This is a genomic window from Pseudomonas sp. DW-iso3 (genome assembly GCF_058725305.1).
The window spans coordinates 319,707-335,569 of the sequence record NZ_JBZXDZ010000002.1 but is presented as its reverse complement, the minus strand read 5'-3'; the positions used below and the strand labels follow the sequence as shown (position 1 = coordinate 335,569).

Here is a 15,863-nt window from a genome sequence, read left to right as displayed (position 1 = left end):
TGCTTACTTGCAGACCACGACTACACTGCGACCTTTGAAGTTGCCTACGTCTTGGCCCAAGGTCTTTTCACTTTCCTTGAGTGCAGGCGTGCCTTCGGTGCCGACGATACGGTAACCGGTGCCTGCACAGGAGGCGTCGGCCTTTTCATAGCAACTGGCCCAGGAATTGGCCTCGCCGGAACAATCAATAGTCAGCCCTTGTTCGCCGTTTTTCAGGTAGACGTCAGAGGTGGTCGTGCAGCCGCCGAGTGCCATTACCGCAATCAGTGCAAGAATCTTGTTCATATAGGTTCATCGTCGTAGGAATTGGAAAGAGCGCAGACACTGTCGTGGGGCGTTTGGTCGAGATTATAGCGAACTGCCATCTACGTACACACAGCCATGAAAAAAGCCCGGCCCCGCAATCATGGGACCAGGCTTTTTATCGGATTCGAAGTCGCAGGGTGAAACGGGCGTTATCAGCCGGAAATGCAGTCCTCGCCAGCCTTCTTCACGTCACCCGGACGGATCGGCACGTTAGACATGCTCTCGTAGAGCTTGATACTGCTACCACTGGAGCGTTCATCAATTTCGAAAATCGCTGATGGATCGGCCGAAAACTTTTGCGGCACAATCACCTGCACACCACCTTCCTTATGCGGTTCGATCTGCGGTGGCCGACGGGTTGCCGACAGTTTCTGCACCACACATGCGGCGTATTCCTGTGGCTTCTTCCCGGAAATAACCGCCAAGGTCGGAGGGGTCTGCTTGATATCTGCAACCGAAGCACACCCACCAATCGCCAGGGCCAGAACCAACACACTCCACTTCATACTAAAACCTCCGATAAAGATCCTACGACAGCGGGAATGGTAATTTTCTCCCGCCCACGTAGGATTTATCCGTGATAACTCGGTAAATAACTGTTTTAAATTGTCGACGTCGTTGAAGACGGGCCGATAATAAACGTGCTGGGGCTGATAAACTCCATCTTAACCTACGTATCGTTCTGATTTTTCAGAAAAAGCCCTTCTGGAGCCCCTACCCATGAAATTCATCCATCAGCGTGAGCACCTCAACGAGGGCGACATTGTCGTCATCGAATGCTCGCAAACTTGTAATATCCGTCTGATGAGCGATGCGAATTTTCGCAGTTTCAAGAATGGCGGCCGTCACACCTATCACGGCGGCGCCTTCGACAAGTTCCCGGCCAAAATAACCGCCCCGAGCACCGGGTTCTGGAACATCACCCTGGACGTGGTCACGCGCCGCGCAATCAGCGTGACCCGCAAACCCGCGTTGTCCCACAAGATCCGCATTGTGCGGCGCACCAGCTCCAAGCTGAGCTGATCCGCACACTTCACAGGAAATAGCCGTGACCACCACAAAATACGTAATCAAGTACAAGCTCAACGGCGAACGCCGCTTTGAGTTCGCCCAACTGCAGACCAACAGCGTGGAAGAAGCCAAGCAAGCCCTGGAGAAAATTCACGATGCCAGTGATGAAATCACCGACATCAATGTGAGCAAGGCGCTGTAAGCCAATGCCCGGTCCCACCGCCGACCTGTTCGCCGACGACGCCTTGCAGCAACCCGCAGGGCGTGAGCAAATTGGCGAACAGTCCTACGTATTACGGGGCCTAGCCCTACCCTGGATTGAACGCATTCTGCCGGAATTGCGACGGGTGCTGGCTCAGTCACCGTTTCGGCAAATGGTGACACCTGGCGGTTTTACCATGTCGGCGGCATTGAGCAGTTGCGGCGATCTGGGCTGGACCACCGACACGTCCGGTTACCGCTACTCGCCAGTCGACCCGCGCAGTCAACAGCCGTGGCCACAAATGCCAGAGGTGTTGCGTCAATTGGCGGTGCAGGCGGCGGCACAGGCCGGCTTTTTCGACTTTGCTCCCGACGCCTGCCTGATCAACCGCTATGTGCCCGGCGCAAAAATGTCCCTGCACCAGGACAAAAACGAGCGTCGCTATAGCGAGCCGGTTGTATCAATATCGCTTGGCCTACCGGCGATTTTCCTGTTTGGCGGACATGAGCGCAGTGACAAACCCCGGAAAGTCTCGCTGTTCCATGGTGATGTGGTGGTCTGGGGTGGCGTGGATCGCCTGCGCTTCCACGGGGTGATGCCGATCAAGGACGGTGTGCATCCGATCATGGGGCCGCAACGCATCAACCTCACGTTTCGCACTGCCGGTTGATTTGACCGCAAGCTTCGGAGTGTCCAGATGCGCACGGCGCGATTAATCTGGCCAACGATCCGTCAAGAGTGCCGACCATGATGACTGAACAAGACCCGCGCTGGGCAGCGATCCTGGCCCGCGATCCCAAGGCCGATACGCTGTTTGTCTACGGCGTAAAGACCACCGGTGTGTACTGTCGCCCCAGCAGTGCCTCACGTTTGCCGCGCCCGGAAAACATCGAATTTTTCGACACCGCGGCGCAGGCCGAAGCTGCAGGTTATCGCGCCAGCAAACGCGCAGCCGGGGACCAGACGCAGTTGGTTGCGCACCACGCGCAACTGGTAGCCGACGCTTGCCGACGTATCGAACAGGCTGACACCCCGCCCAGCCTGAACGCGCTGGCCATGCAAGCCAACCTCAGTCCCTTCCACTTCCACCGCGTGTTCAAAGCCGTCACGGGCTTGACGCCCAAGGGCTACGCCAGCGCCCATCGCTCACGCAAGGTGCGCGACGGGCTCAAAGCCTCGCACTCGGTGACGGAGGCTTTGTATGACGCGGGTTTCAACTCCAACAGCCGCTTTTATGAATCGGCTGACCAGCTTCTCGGTATGAAGCCCAGTGATTACAAGGCTGGCGGTACCAACACTGCGATTCTGTTTGCGGTCGGTCAATGCACGCTGGGGGCGATCCTGGTGGCGCAAAGTGCCCGTGGTGTGTGCGCAATTCTGCTGGGGGACGATCCCGACCAATTGGTACGCGATCTGCAGGACCAGTTTCCCAAGGCCGAACTGGTAGGCGCCGACCAGCGCTTCGAACAGTGTGTGGCACAGGTCGTGGGGTTTATCGAAGCACCTGCGCTCGGCCTGGACCTGCCCCTGGATCTGCGCGGCACGGCCTTTCAGGAACGGGTGTGGCAAGCCTTGCGCGACATTCCACCGGGAAGCACGGCCAGCTACGCGCAAGTCGCCGCACGAATCGGCGCGCCGAAGTCTTTCCGCGCAGTCGCTCAGGCATGCGGCGCGAACAGCCTTGCGGTCGCCATTCCTTGCCACCGCGTGGTACGCAGTAATGGCGATCTGTCGGGATACCGCTGGGGTGTGGAACGCAAGCAGCAGTTGCTCGCTCGGGAGCAGTTGCCGAAGGCCTAGCGAGTGCTTTCTCTTTGGAAACCCACGCAACCCACATTGATAAGCGGATTCATGCGGTGCGGGGTGACGCTCTCAACGGGTGGCACACCACGAAACGTTCCGTTCGTCCAGTGAATAAAACAGAGTGGCCGGGTGTTGTGAGCCCTGTTAAAACAGCCAAAAGCCTCATTAACGCTGGAGAGACATCCCATGAGCACCTGGCCCGACACCCGCATTATCGACCTGCTGGGGATCGAACTGCCCATCATCCAGGCGCCCATGGCCGTGGGCACTACCACCGCCATGGTCATCGAGGCCAGTAAAGCCGGGGCGCTGGGCTCATTACCGGCTGCAGCACTGAGTCTCGCGCAACTGCGCGAAGCGTTGGTCACGGTCCGTGAGGCCAGCCCACGTCCGATCAATGTGAATTTCTTCTGCCACCAACCGCCAGCACCCGACGCCGCGCGTGACCGCCACTGGAAGGACCTGCTGGAACCCTACTACCGCGAACTGGGTGCCGATTTTCAGGCGCCAACACCCGTGTCCAACCGCGAGCCGTTCAACGAAGCGGCTTGCCAGTTCATCGAAGAATTGCGACCCGAGGTCGTCAGTTTTCACTTCGGCCTACCGGAAAAAGCTTTGCTCGACCGGGTAAAAGCCACGGGCGCGAAAGTGCTGTCCTCGGCCACCACCGTGGAAGAAGCGATCTGGCTGGAGCAGCACGGCTGCGATGCAATTATCGCCATGGGCAGTGAAGCGGGCGGGCATCGTGGCTTGTTTCTCAGCGATGATCTCAACACCCAGATCGGCCTGTTCGCCTTGCTGCCACAAGTCGTTGACGCCGTAAGCGTGCCGGTGATTGCCGCCGGGGGTATCGGTGATGCGCGCGGGATTGTGGCGGCCTTTGCCCTGGGTGCTTCGGCGGTGCAAATCGGCACGGCTTACCTGTTTACCCCTGAAGCCAATGTCACCCCTTCGCACCACCACGCATTGCGCCATGCCCAGGCCAGCGAGACCGCACTGACCAACCTGTTCACCGGTCGCCCGGCACGAGGCATCGTCAACCGGGTCATGCGTGAGCTGGGTCCAATCAACCCCGCGGCTCCCGCATTCCCTACCGCCGGTGGTGCACTGATTCCGCTCAAAGCCAAGGACGAAGCAGGCTTCAGCAACCTCTGGTCCGGCCAGGCGCTGCGCCTGGGCAAAGACACCACCACCTACGCGCTGACGCGCGAACTGGCGGAGCAGGCGCTGGCCAAAATCACCCCATAGAACCTGCTCCCGCGGCAACTTTGCACTGTACCGGCAATGGCCAACCGCTATATATTCCCATACATAGCGGTTACACCTTCGACCCATAACGCGCCGTACACCCTCAGAGGAGCTGCTTCATGAAGATTCACGCCTCACGCCTGGCGATCCTGGTCGCTGCCCTCGCCTTCGGTTCGGCGCATGCCGATGAAGTGCAGGTGGCCGTGGCCGCCAACTTCACCGCACCGATCCAAGCGATTGCCGCCGACTTCGAAAAAGACACCGGTCACACACTGGTCGCCGCCTACGGTGCCACCGGCCAGTTCTACACCCAAATCAAGAATGGCGCGCCGTTCGAAGTATTCCTGAGCGCTGACGACACTACGCCTCAAAAGCTTGAAGCCGAAGGTGACGCCGTCAAAGGCTCACGCTTTACCTACGCCGTCGGCACCCTGGCGCTGTGGTCGGCCAAGGAAGGTTACGTCGACGCCAAAGGCGACGTGCTGAAGAAAAACGAGTTCAAGCACCTGTCGATTGCCAACCCCAAAGCCGCGCCCTACGGCCTCGCTGCCACCCAAGTGCTGGCCAAGGAAGGTCTGACCGAGAAGGTCAAAGACAAGATCGTCGAAGGCCAGAACATCACCCAGGCCTACCAATTCGTGTCCACCGGCAACGCCGAGCTGGGCTTTGTCGCCTTGTCGCAGATCTATAAAGACGGCAAAGTCAGCAGCGGTTCGGCGTGGATCGTTCCCGCCGCCCTGCACGACCCGATCAAACAAGACGCGGTGATCCTCAACAAGGGCAAGGACAGCGCCGCTGCCAAGGCGTTGGTCGACTACCTGAAGGGGCCTAAAGCCGCTGCTGTCATCCAGTCCTATGGTTACGAGCTGGCCAAGTAAATGCCGTTATCGAGTGCCGATTTTTCCGCCATCTGGTTGACTGTCCAACTGGCCTCCCTGACCACGCTGATCCTGCTGGTCATCGGCACTCCGATCGCCCTGTGGCTGTCGCGCACCCGCTCCTGGTGGCGCGGTCCCATCGGCGCTGTCGTTGCCCTGCCGTTGGTGTTGCCACCGACGGTGATCGGCTTCTACCTGCTGCTGACCATGGGCCCGAATGGCTACGTCGGCCAGTTCACCCAATGGCTGGGCCTGGGCACCCTCACCTTCAGCTTCGCCGGGCTGGTCGTCGGCTCGGTGATCTATTCCATGCCGTTCGTGGTGCAACCCTTGCAGAACGCGTTCTCCGCCATCGGCACACGCCCGCTGGAAGTGGCCGCGACCTTGCGCGCCAATCCGTGGGACACGTTTTTCACGGTGATTTTGCCCTTGGCGCGACCAGGGTTTATCACCGCCTCCATCCTGGGTTTCGCGCACACCGTCGGTGAATTCGGCGTGGTGCTGATGATCGGCGGCAATATTCCGGACAAGACCCGGGTGGTGTCCGTGCAGATCTATGACCATGTTGAAGCCATGGAATATGCCCAGGCTCACTGGTTGGCCGGTTCCATGGTGGTGTTCGCGTTCCTGGTGTTGCTGGCGCTCTATTCCAGCCGTAAAACCAAGATGGGCTGGAGTTGATGTCGATGATCGATGTACGCCTGTACCTCAAGTATTCGGCCTTTGCCCTGGATGTGGATCTGCATTTGCCTGGTCGCGGTGTGACTGCGCTGTACGGGCATTCCGGTTCCGGCAAGACCACCTGCCTGCGTTGCATCGCCGGGCTGGAGCGTGCCGAAGACGGGTTTATCCAGATCAATGATGACGTCTGGCAAGACAGCCGTAACGGGGTGTTCGTGCCTCCCCATAAACGCGCGCTGGGTTACGTCTTTCAGGAAGCCAGCCTGTTTGTGCATCTGTCGGTGCGGGCCAACCTGGAATTCGGTCTCAAACGTATTCCCCGCCAGCAGCGCCGTGTCGATATGGCCCAGGCCACCGAGTTACTCGGCATCGGCCACCTGCTTGATCGGCATCCCCAGCACCTTTCCGGCGGTGAGCGCCAACGCATTGGCATCGCCCGCGCGTTGCTCACCAGCCCCAGCTTGTTATTGATGGACGAACCCTTGGCCGCCCTCGATAGCCAGCGCAAAGGCGAAATCCTGCCGTACCTCGAACGCCTGCACGATGAGCTGGACATCCCGGTGCTGTACGTCAGCCATGCCCAGGATGAGGTGGCACGCCTAGCCGATCACATCGTCTTGCTCAGCGACGGCAAGGCCCTGGCCAGCGGGCCCATCGGCGAAACCCTGGCGCGGCTTGACCTGCCCCTGGCGCGGGGCGACGACGCGGGTGTAGTGATCGACGGCGCGGTCAGTGCCTATGACCCTCACTATCAGTTGCTCACCCTGCAACTGCCCGCCAGCGCCTTGCACATGCGCGTGGCCCATGCGCCGTTGGCGGTGGGCAAAGCGCTGCGTATCAAGGTGCAGGCGCGTGATGTCAGCCTCAGCCTGCAAGCCGAGGAACACAGCAGCATCCTCAACCGCCTGCCGGTAACGGTCACCCAGGAGATCTCCGCGGACAACAGCGCGCACGTGCTGGTGCGCCTGGACGCCTGTGGCACGCCGTTGCTGGCGCGCATCACGCGCTTCTCCCGCGACCAGCTGCAACTGCACCCTGGCCAGAGGCTGTGGGCACAGATCAAGGCCGTCGCAGTCTTGGCGTAAGCAACCTTTTGGCACGACCGCACACCGCTGCGGTCCATCAGACATACCGGCCTGATTTTTGCCAAGGAACCTGCCCCATGTCTGACTCTGCACTGCCCCGCGACCTGCATTACGTTGACGACACCCAGCCCGGCATCCGCCGTAAGACAGTACGGGGCAGGTTCCAATACTTCGACCCCCAGGGCGTGCGCATTACCGATGCCGAGGAGATCAAGCGCCTGAACGCCCTGGCGGTCCCGCCTGCGTACACCGACGTATGGATCTGCGCCGACCCGCGCGGGCATCTGCAAGCCACCGGCCGCGACGCCCGTGGCCGTAAGCAATACCGTTATCACCCACGCTGGCGCGAGGTGCGCGACAGTGACAAGTACTCCCGGTTGCAGGAGTTCGGCAACGCCCTGCCGAAATTGCGCAAGCAGTTGGAGGCAAAAATCGCCGAACCCGGCTTCACCCGTGAAAAAGTCTTGGCCACCGTGGTGATGCTGCTCGACGCCACACTGATCCGCGTCGGCAATACCCAGTATGCGCGGGACAACAAATCCTACGGGCTGACCACCCTGCGCACCCGCCATGTGGATGTGAAAGGCAGCGAAATCCAGTTCCAGTTTCGCGGCAAGAGTGGCGTGGAGCACCAGATCAGCGTCAAGGACCGCCGCTTGGCCACGGTGGTCAAGCGCTGCCTGGAATTGCCAGGGCAGAACCTGTTCCAGTACCTGGGCGAGGATGGAGAGCGCCACACCGTCAGCTCCCACGACGTGAATGACTACCTGCACAGCCTCACTGGCGCCGACTTCACCGCCAAGGACTACCGCACCTGGGCCGGCACCGCCATGGCGCTGGCCGTGTTGCGGGAATTGGAGTGGCAGCCCGAGTCCGATGCCAAAAGGCACGTGGTGGCGATGGTCAAGGATGTCGCCAAGCAGCTGGGTAACACACCGGCGGTGTGCCGCAAGTGTTACATCCACCCTGCGGTGCTGGAGCATTTCAGCCTCGGCGAACTCTCCAAACTGCCCAAGCCGCGGTTGCGCAAAGGGCTCAAGGCTGAAGAAGTGGCCTTGGCGATGTTCCTTGAGCAACTGGCGGTGGACTTGCCGAAAAAAGCCAAAACGGGTTAGGCTTGGCCTTCCTTCTGATCCGCAGGACGACCGCCGACGTGAACAACTAAGCCTTCCAAAATGTATCTGCAACGAGCCGCCTGGCGCGCTTGTTGGCCTGTCCGACATTTTTTTGGAGGTGCTGATGACTGACGTCAACCGGCTGCCCACGCTTGTTTCCCTGCAACACCTGAGTGTCCAGTTCGCCAATGGCGAAACCCTGCTGGATGACCTGTGCCTGTCCATCGATCACACCCCTACCGGTATAGTCGGCCGTAACGGACGGGGCAAAAGCGTCCTCGCCAAGCTGATCGCCGGGCTGCTGTCGCCCTCCTCCGGCACGCTGAGTGGCCCGCCCGGTACTATCTACGTTGCGCAGAATGTCGTGGTTGCGCCGGGGGAAACCGTCGCCGACCTCACCGGCACCGCTGCGATACTGGCCGCCCTTGACCGCATGGCCCGAGGCGCCGCACAGCCCGATGACCTGGAATTGATCGACGACCGCTGGGGCTTGGCCGAACGCTTGCGCAATGCCTTGGATGCTGCGGGGTTATCGCAGCTGGCTTTTGATACCCCAGCCGATCAACTCAGTGGCGGCCAGTTGGCCAGGGTCGCGATCATCGGCGCGCTGCTCGCCGCTCCGCCGTTGCTGGTCCTCGATGAACCCACCAACCACCTCGACAACGATGGCCGCGCCTGGCTGCTGCGTGTACTTGGCGATTGGCGTGGCGGCCTGGTGGTGGTCAGTCATGATCGGTCATTGCTCAACGCCATGGCGCGCATCGTAGAACTGTCGCCCCTTGGTGTCAGCGTGTATGGCGGCAACTACGATGCCTACCGTCGGCAGCGTGATGCGGAACAACAGGCCGCCATCGCCGCGCTGGACCATGCACGCCTGGAGCGCAGCCGCGAGCGGCGGCGCCTGCAAAAAGACCACGACAACCTGCAACGCAACGCCGCGCGATCACGCAAACATGCGGAAACCGCCAACGTCGACCGTTTCACCAAGGCGCGCTGGAAAGGCGCCGCCACGCAGATCGTCAGCAGCGTGCGCAGTGCGCATTGGCAGCACAAGCACGAATTGGATGCGCAGGTGCGCCAGGCTTATGAACGGGTCGAAGAGGAAACGCCGACGCTGTTGGCATTGCCTGCATCAGCGGTGCCCAACGGACGGCAGGTGCTGTCCTTGATCGACGTACAATTGCCGTGGTTACCGTCAAGCGACCTCACTGTGCATCTCGCAGGTCCGGTGCGCGTCGCCGTGCGTGGGCCCAACGGATGCGGCAAGTCCACGTTACTCAAGGTACTGGCCGGTGAGTGGCAGGCTGTCGCGGGTGAATGCAGTGTGCCTCTGCCCTGCGCCTACATCGACCAACACCTTGCGCTGCTGGACGATCGACGCTCCATCGTCGAACACCTCAACCTGCTCGACACCCCACTGGCCGAAGCCGAGTTGCGCACGCGCCTGGCGTTGCTGCACCTGGATGCCTCGCGCGTCACCCAACCCACCGGGCAACTCAGCGGCGGAGAGCGCTTGAAGGCCGCGATGGCGATTGCCTTATGGGGTGACAAACCGGCGCAACTGCTGTTGCTGGACGAACCGACCAACCATTTGGACCTCGAGTCGGTGATGGCTTTTGAACAGGCGCTGCAAGGTTTCAACGGGGCGATGCTGGTGGTATCCCATGACGCCGCGTTCATCCAATCGATCAAGCCAACCCATTTCCTGGATTGGCACCACACAGGTTGGTCATTGACGCCTGCCTGAGGTCATTGCATGCGCGCGTAAAGCGTCCTACGGTAGTGGCCGGATAATCTCATCGAGGAACCCGGCCCTATGCTGCCTTCGCCCCGCAAACCTTACGTCAATGCTGCACTCGCCCATCGACAGCGCTGGCGTGGTCGGGTCGGGCTGATGCTGGTGGCCAGCCTTTCAGTGCTGGCAGGCATGACCGATGCCATCGGCTTCATGGCGAGCGGCGACTTCGTTTCGTTCATGAGCGGCAACACCACGCGCCTGGCGGTAGCGATCAGCGAGGGGGATCTTGGACTGACCGGGCGCCTGCTGTTGTTGGTCGCAACATTCGTGGTCGGTAATGCGCTAGGTGTGGTGGTCAGCCGGATGAGCCGCCGTCATGCCTTGCCTTTGCTGTTGTGCATTGCGACCTTGTTGTGCGGTGCGGCATGGCTGCCTTCCAGCGATACGTTGCCCGCGCTGCTGGCGGCGATCATCGCCATGGGCATGCTCAATGCTGCAGTGGAAGAGGTCAACGGATTGCCGGTCGGGCTGACTTACGTCACCGGAGCGCTCTCACGCTTTGGCCGCGGGCTGGGACGCTGGCTGCTCGGGGAGCGCCGCATGGGTTGGCGCGTGCAGTTGATCCCGTGGGCAGGCATGTTCGTTGGGGCGGTGATTGGCGCGCTGCTGGAACACCAGATGGGCTTGAAAGCGCTGCTGGTCAGCGGCGTGCTGGCAGGGTTGCTGGGGTTGGTGTCGCTGAAGATTCCCCGTCGCTGGCACTTGGGTTACATGCCGCGCTGAAGATAGGAAGAGGTGCTCGCCCGACGTTTAGGCCTCGACGTCCGTGTACTGGTAAAGAGCCATCATGTCGGGCGAGCGGGTGAATCATAAGCGAATGCCCGACGGCTGTCGTGCCAGGCATTTCCTAATTCGACTAAGGCAATGGATTACAGGCAGGTCGCGAGTGCGGCCAAACGGCGCTTGGCCGGCATATTGTCTTCTGCGGCATAGTACTTGATCGTGGAGCCGGCACCCGCGCTTTGCACGTCGACGAAGTAATCGCCAGCGGTGGTGTAGACGGTGTAACCGCCCGCCTCGATTGGCTCCTTGAAGCCGCCGGCATCAACGCCGAACACGCCTTCGTCCTGCCAGCCGAATTGCACGCATTCGGCAACGACCAGGGTGGCCTTGTCCGAAGCCAGCGTCTTGTAGGGCGTGCCTGCGCGCGCCTCTTTCATCTTCGAACCTGCGCAACCGGCCAGGGCCGCCAGTACCAGTGCGCCAATTACCACCTTGTGCATGCCATTGCTCCGTTGGAAAAAACGCGACTGTACCATTGCCGCGGGCTGGACTGACGGCCGCATGAACTTTGTTTCACTGTAAAGGGAGAAGGCGCGGTCTATATTGACCACGCTCATTTTTAGTAGTCTCCCTTCGGCCCGCTCTCCCGCGGGCTTTTTTTCGCCTGGGCTCAGAGCAACCAGCGGAACAGGTAAAACAGCGCCATGCTCAGCAGCACGGTGACCAGCACATTGCGCGTCCAGAACATCAGCCCCACGGCGCTGATACCCGCCAGCAGGTAGGGGTTGGCCGGGCTCAGGTTCAGGTGATGGTCCGCCAGGAAAATGATCGGCCCGCAAATCGCCGTGAGCATGCCCGGCACTGCAAACCCGAGAAACTCCCGCGCGCCACGGTTGAGGCGCACCGGCAGGCGCGGTTCGATAAACAGGTAACGGTTGAAAAATACCACCAGGCCCATGGCCACAATCATGATGTAGATCATTGCTGCCCTACTCCCAGTCGCTTGCAGGCATAACCCGCGCTCATGCCCAGCAAGCCGGACACCACCACCGCCGACTCCCAGTGCAGGAAACTCAACCACACCGAAAACAGCAGCGACACGGCCACGCAGACCACCGTGGGTATGTCGCGCACCACCGGCGTGATCAGCGCGATAAACGTGGCGGCGATGGAAAATTCCAGGCCCAGTTGATCAAGGCCGGGAATGCTTTTGCCGAGCACGATGCCGGCCAGGGTGAACAGGTTCCAGATGATATAGAACGTCAGCCCAACGCCCAGGGCATACCAGCGGTTGAACGTCTCGCGGTCATAGTGACTGACCAGCGCAAAGAATTCGTCGGTCAACAAAAAGCCCAGGCTCATGCGCCAGCGCGTCTTGAGGGGTGACAGGACCGGGCGCAGGTGCATGCCGTAGAGCAAATGCTGAGAGGTCAGCAGCAAGGTCGTCAACACGATGGAAATCAGGCTGGCGCCACTCTTGACCATACCGATGGCGACCAGTTGCGCAGCACCGGCAAACACGATGGCGGACAGACCCTGGGCTTGCAAAGGGCTGAATTGCGCATCGATGGCCATGGAACCGGCCAGCAGCCCCCAGGGCGCACAGGCCAGGGACAGGGGAATGACGGCGATGGCGCCGCGAGCGAAGGCGTAATGAGGTAAGGCAGTGGGCATGGAAACGGCTCATCGACAAACAGTCGACAAGCATGCCAGCGCAACAACGGGCTTGTCTTGAACGATCTTGCTCAGGCCAGCCTCACCGACACCTGCTCCACCGAGTCGCGCGCCTCACGCAGCTCATAGGCATCCTGGTTGAGCCGGTGAATCGTGTTGAGCAAACGCTGGCGCAGCACTTCATCGCCGAGTTTTTCAACGGCGCGCATCAGGTCGAACGCGGCGGTTTCGTTATTGTCCGCGACGGAATCGAGGGTCTTGCGCAGGTTGCGAGTGGCACGGGTCACGCGGATTTATCCTTCTTCAGCAATGGGCAGGCACTTTAGGACATTCGTGTTTCATTTTAATTTCAAACACTTGTGGCGGATTTCAAGGCATTTGATCCATGTCAATTGAAACAGGATTTGACCGCATATATGGATATTCGTATATTCGAATAACCCAATATGCAAAGGCCTTGGCCATGTCGGACGCCATCTCCCCCCCCACCCTGTTCAAATGCCTGGCCGATGCCACCCGCGCACGCCTGACGTTATTGATCCTGCGCGAAGGCGAACTTTGCGTGTGCGAACTGATCCATGCCTTGGACGACAGCCAGCCAAAAATCTCCCGCCACTTGGCGCAACTGCGCAGTTGCGGGTTACTGCTGGACCGCCGTCAGGGTCAATGGATCTACTACCGCATCAACCCTGCGCTGCCCGAGTGGGTGACACAGGTGCTGCACATCACCCAGCAAGCCAACCAGCCATGGTTGCACAGCGACGCACAGCGTCTGGATGCAATGGGCGACAGACCACAACGGGCCAGCACCTGCTGCTGAGCCACCGGAGCCTTTATTCATGCTTGTCGCAATTGCCATTTTTATCTTCACCATCGTCCTGGTCATCTGGCAGCCCAAAGGTTTGGGCGTTGGCTGGAGCGCCACCATGGGCGCGATCCTGGCCTTAGCCTGCGGCGTGATCAGCCTGGCGGACATTCCCGTGGTGTGGCACATCATCTGGAATGCCACCGGGACCTTTGTCGCGCTGATCATCATCAGCCTGTTGCTGGACGAGGCCGGCTTCTTTGCCTGGACCGCCCTGCATGTAGCGCGCTGGGGGCGCGGGCGCGGCCGACGGTTGTTTGCCTATATGGTGTTGCTCGGCGCACTGGTGTCGGCGCTGTTCGCCAACGACGGTGCGGCGCTGATCCTGACGCCGATCGTGATGTCGATGCTGCTGGCGCTGCGTTTTTCTCCGGCGGCCACGCTGGCGTTCGTCATGGGCGCCGGCTTTATCGCCGATACGGCAAGCCTGCCGCTGGTGGTGTCGAACCTGGTGAACATTGTCTCGGCCGACTACTTCAAGATTGGCTTCAACGAATACGCCGCCGTGATGGTGCCGGTTAACTTCGTCAGCGTCGCGGCCACGCTGGCGGTGCTGTTGTGGTTCTTCCGCCGCGACATTCCGCAGACCTACGACCCCGCCGACCTTGACGACCCTGCCAGTGCGGTCCACGACCGCGCCACCTTCCGCGCCGGCTGGTGGGTGCTGGGCATCCTGCTGGTGGGCTGCTTTGCCCTGGAACCGTTGGGCATTCCGATCAGCGCGATTTCCGCCGTGTGCGCCTTGCTCCTGCTGGTGATCGCCGCCAAGGGCCACAAGATCTCCACGCGCAAAGTACTGAAGGAAGCACCCTGGCAGATCGTGATCTTTTCACTCGGCATGTACCTGGTGGTCTACGGCTTGCGTAACGCCGGCCTCACCACCTACCTGGCGACCTGGCTCGATACCTTCGCCACTTATGGCGTGTGGGGCGCAGCCATGGGCACCGGTGTGCTGACGGCGCTGCTGTCCTCGGCGATGAACAACTTGCCGACGGTGTTGATCGGCGCGCTGTCCATCGAGTCCAGCCATGCCGTGGGCGTGATCAAGGAGGCCATGATCTACGCCAACGTGATCGGCAGCGACCTGGGCCCGAAAATCACCCCGATTGGCAGCCTCGCCACCTTGCTGTGGCTGCATATCCTGGCGCGCAAGGGCATCACCATCACCTGGGGCTACTACTTCAAGGTCGGGATTGTACTGACCCTGCCAGTGCTGTTGATCACCCTCGCCGCCCTTGCTTTACGCCTGAGTTTCTAACGGAGTCACCTCGATGAAAGTCCTGTTCATGTGTACCGCCAACAGCTGCCGCAGCATTTTGTCCGAAGCGATGTTCAATCACCTGGCGCCACAAGGTTTCGAGGCGATCAGCTCCGGCAGCTTTCCCAAGGGCCAGGTCCTGCCGCGCAGCCTGAGCACGTTGCAGGCCGCCGGCATCAGCACCGAAGGTTTGTACAGCAAAGGCAACGACGCGTTCGAAAGCAGCCCGCCGGACGTGGTGATCACCGTATGTGACAAGGCCGCCGGCGAGGCTTGCCCGGTGTATTTCGGGCCGGCGGTGAAGGCGCACTGGGGGCTGGAAGACCCTTCGGACGTGCAGGGTGACGACGCGAGTGTGCAGGCGGCATTCGACGCCACGTTAAAGATCATTGCCACCCGCTGCCGGGCGTTTTTCATCCTGCCTTTTGCCGAGCTCAGCCCTGCCGAACTCAAGACAGAACTCGCTCGCATTGCACAGTTGCAGTCGGAGGCCCCATGACCACCCTGCCCAACCTGGACCCGTCACTGATCCCGCCAAAACCGGACGGTGTGGCCCAGCCACCGCGCATCCTGCTGCTCTACGGATCGACCCGGGAGCGCTCGTTCAGCCGCCTGCTGGTGGAGGAAGCCGCACGCCTGCTGCAGCACTTCGGTGCGCAAACGCGCATCTTCAACCCCAGCGGTTTGCCACTGCCCGACGATGCACCGCGTGACCACCCAAAAGTCCAAGAGCTGCTGGAACTGATGCAGTGGTCCGAAGGCCAGGTCTGGTGTTCGCCCGAGCGCCACGGTTCGATGTCAGCGGTGTTCAAGGCACAGATCGACTGGGTGCCGCTGGCCCTTGGCGCGGTGCGCCCGACCCAAGGCAAAACCCTGGCGGTGATGCAGGTGTCCGGCGGCTCCCAGTCGTTCAATACGGTTAACCAGTTGCGAGTGCTGGGGCGCTGGATGCGCATGTTCACCATCCCCAATCAATCCTCGGTGCCCAAGGCATTCATGGAGTTCGATGATCAGGACCGCATGAAGCCTTCCGCCCTGTATGACCGCGTGGTGGACGTGATGGAAGAACTGATGAAGTTCACCCTGCTGCTGCGCGAACGTCCGGATCTGGTGGACCGCTATTCGGAGCGCAAGGAAAGCGCCGAAGAACTCTCGCACCGCGTCAATCAACGGTCGATCTGAGCCCGCCTGCCAGCGTATGCTCGTACCTGCCCCC

21 protein-coding genes are annotated in these 15,863 nt (G+C 60.8%); 15 read left to right on the top strand and 6 right to left on the bottom strand.

Annotated features, from left to right (window positions below):
- Positions 1-3: 3 nt before the first annotated feature.
- Positions 4-285 carry a hypothetical protein gene (locus tag AC4PS7_RS07290; protein ID WP_010210350.1) on the bottom strand — a complete coding sequence of 94 codons (282 nt, stop codon included), beginning with the start codon at positions 283-285 and terminating at the stop codon, positions 4-6.
- Positions 286-458: 173 nt separating this feature from the next.
- A complete protein-coding gene (locus tag AC4PS7_RS07285) occupies positions 459-812 on the bottom strand; it encodes a hypothetical protein (RefSeq protein ID WP_010210349.1) in 354 nt (117 codons plus the stop codon).
- 214 nt (positions 813-1,026) lie between these two features.
- On the opposite strand from AC4PS7_RS07285, the gene AC4PS7_RS07280 reads away from it, so the two are divergent.
- From AC4PS7_RS07280 to AC4PS7_RS07230, 11 genes are all read left to right on the top strand, one after another.
- A complete protein-coding gene (locus tag AC4PS7_RS07280) occupies positions 1,027-1,329 on the top strand; it encodes a DUF1883 domain-containing protein (protein ID WP_003191319.1) in 303 nt (100 codons plus the stop codon).
- 25 nt (positions 1,330-1,354) lie between these two features.
- On the top strand, positions 1,355-1,519 hold the full coding sequence (locus AC4PS7_RS07275; RefSeq protein WP_010210344.1) for a hypothetical protein: 165 nt from the start codon (positions 1,355-1,357) through the stop codon (positions 1,517-1,519).
- 4 nt (positions 1,520-1,523) lie between these two features.
- Entirely contained in the window at positions 1,524-2,189 is a 666-nt protein-coding gene (gene alkB / locus AC4PS7_RS07270; RefSeq protein WP_010210343.1) for a DNA oxidative demethylase AlkB, read from the top strand.
- 77 nt (positions 2,190-2,266) lie between these two features.
- Complete coding sequence (gene ada, locus AC4PS7_RS07265; RefSeq protein WP_021493109.1) at positions 2,267-3,319, top strand: bifunctional DNA-binding transcriptional regulator/O6-methylguanine-DNA methyltransferase Ada; 1,053 nt, start codon at positions 2,267-2,269, stop codon at positions 3,317-3,319.
- A 189-nt stretch (positions 3,320-3,508) separates the two neighbouring features.
- Complete coding sequence (locus tag AC4PS7_RS07260) at positions 3,509-4,570, top strand: NAD(P)H-dependent flavin oxidoreductase (RefSeq protein WP_045792081.1); 1,062 nt, start codon at positions 3,509-3,511, stop codon at positions 4,568-4,570.
- A 119-nt stretch (positions 4,571-4,689) separates the two neighbouring features.
- A complete protein-coding gene (modA, locus tag AC4PS7_RS07255) occupies positions 4,690-5,448 on the top strand; it encodes a molybdate ABC transporter substrate-binding protein (protein WP_021493107.1) in 759 nt (252 codons plus the stop codon).
- The gene (gene modB / locus AC4PS7_RS07250) at positions 5,449-6,129 is read left to right on the top strand and encodes a molybdate ABC transporter permease subunit (protein WP_044287229.1); all 681 of its coding nucleotides are present in this window, start codon (positions 5,449-5,451) and stop codon (positions 6,127-6,129) included.
- Positions 6,130-6,134: 5 nt separating this feature from the next.
- Positions 6,135-7,214: a molybdenum ABC transporter ATP-binding protein gene (gene modC, locus AC4PS7_RS07245; protein ID WP_032883058.1), complete on the top strand. Its 1,080-nt coding sequence runs from the start codon at positions 6,135-6,137 to the stop codon at positions 7,212-7,214.
- A gap of 77 nt (positions 7,215-7,291) precedes the next feature.
- The gene (locus AC4PS7_RS07240) at positions 7,292-8,329 is read left to right on the top strand and encodes a DNA topoisomerase IB (protein WP_492179256.1); all 1,038 of its coding nucleotides are present in this window, start codon (positions 7,292-7,294) and stop codon (positions 8,327-8,329) included.
- 124 nt (positions 8,330-8,453) lie between these two features.
- Positions 8,454-10,076 (top strand): ABC-F family ATP-binding cassette domain-containing protein, encoded by a 1,623-nt coding sequence (locus AC4PS7_RS07235; protein WP_492179255.1) that lies wholly within the window; start codon positions 8,454-8,456, stop codon positions 10,074-10,076.
- Between the two features lie 69 nt (positions 10,077-10,145).
- Entirely contained in the window at positions 10,146-10,850 is a 705-nt protein-coding gene (locus tag AC4PS7_RS07230; RefSeq protein ID WP_044287230.1) for a YoaK family protein, read from the top strand.
- 146 nt (positions 10,851-10,996) lie between these two features.
- On the opposite strand, the gene AC4PS7_RS07225 is transcribed toward AC4PS7_RS07230, so the two are convergent.
- The 4 genes from AC4PS7_RS07225 to AC4PS7_RS07210 all read right to left on the bottom strand — a co-directional run bounded on the left by AC4PS7_RS07225 (position 10,997) and on the right by AC4PS7_RS07210 (position 12,811).
- Positions 10,997-11,350, bottom strand: coding sequence for a hypothetical protein (locus AC4PS7_RS07225; RefSeq protein WP_010210332.1), 354 nt, complete (start codon positions 11,348-11,350; stop codon positions 10,997-10,999).
- 170 nt (positions 11,351-11,520) lie between these two features.
- A complete protein-coding gene (locus AC4PS7_RS07220) occupies positions 11,521-11,832 on the bottom strand; it encodes an AzlD domain-containing protein (RefSeq protein ID WP_010210330.1) in 312 nt (103 codons plus the stop codon).
- The gene (locus tag AC4PS7_RS07215; RefSeq protein ID WP_021493102.1) at positions 11,829-12,524 is read right to left on the bottom strand and encodes an AzlC family ABC transporter permease; all 696 of its coding nucleotides are present in this window, start codon (positions 12,522-12,524) and stop codon (positions 11,829-11,831) included. The genes AC4PS7_RS07220 and AC4PS7_RS07215 overlap by 4 nt, the downstream gene beginning before the upstream one ends.
- 71 nt (positions 12,525-12,595) lie before the next feature.
- The gene (locus AC4PS7_RS07210; protein ID WP_010210327.1) at positions 12,596-12,811 is read right to left on the bottom strand and encodes a hypothetical protein; all 216 of its coding nucleotides are present in this window, start codon (positions 12,809-12,811) and stop codon (positions 12,596-12,598) included.
- A gap of 176 nt (positions 12,812-12,987) precedes the next feature.
- On the opposite strand from AC4PS7_RS07210, the gene AC4PS7_RS07205 reads away from it, so the two are divergent.
- Genes AC4PS7_RS07205 through arsH form a run of 4 tightly spaced genes read left to right on the top strand, consistent with a single transcriptional unit; the run spans position 12,988 to position 15,829 of the window.
- Positions 12,988-13,344, top strand: coding sequence for a metalloregulator ArsR/SmtB family transcription factor (locus AC4PS7_RS07205; RefSeq protein WP_021493101.1), 357 nt, complete (start codon positions 12,988-12,990; stop codon positions 13,342-13,344).
- Between the two features lie 19 nt (positions 13,345-13,363).
- The gene (locus tag AC4PS7_RS07200) at positions 13,364-14,647 is read left to right on the top strand and encodes an arsenic transporter (protein WP_038453268.1); all 1,284 of its coding nucleotides are present in this window, start codon (positions 13,364-13,366) and stop codon (positions 14,645-14,647) included.
- Positions 14,648-14,660: 13 nt separating this feature from the next.
- Positions 14,661-15,146 (top strand): arsenate reductase ArsC, encoded by a 486-nt coding sequence (locus AC4PS7_RS07195; protein ID WP_010210324.1) that lies wholly within the window; start codon positions 14,661-14,663, stop codon positions 15,144-15,146.
- Positions 15,143-15,829 (top strand): arsenical resistance protein ArsH, encoded by a 687-nt coding sequence (gene arsH, locus AC4PS7_RS07190; RefSeq protein ID WP_044287231.1) that lies wholly within the window; start codon positions 15,143-15,145, stop codon positions 15,827-15,829. Before AC4PS7_RS07195 ends, arsH begins: the two co-directional genes overlap by 4 nt.
- Positions 15,830-15,863: the final 34 nt, after the last annotated feature.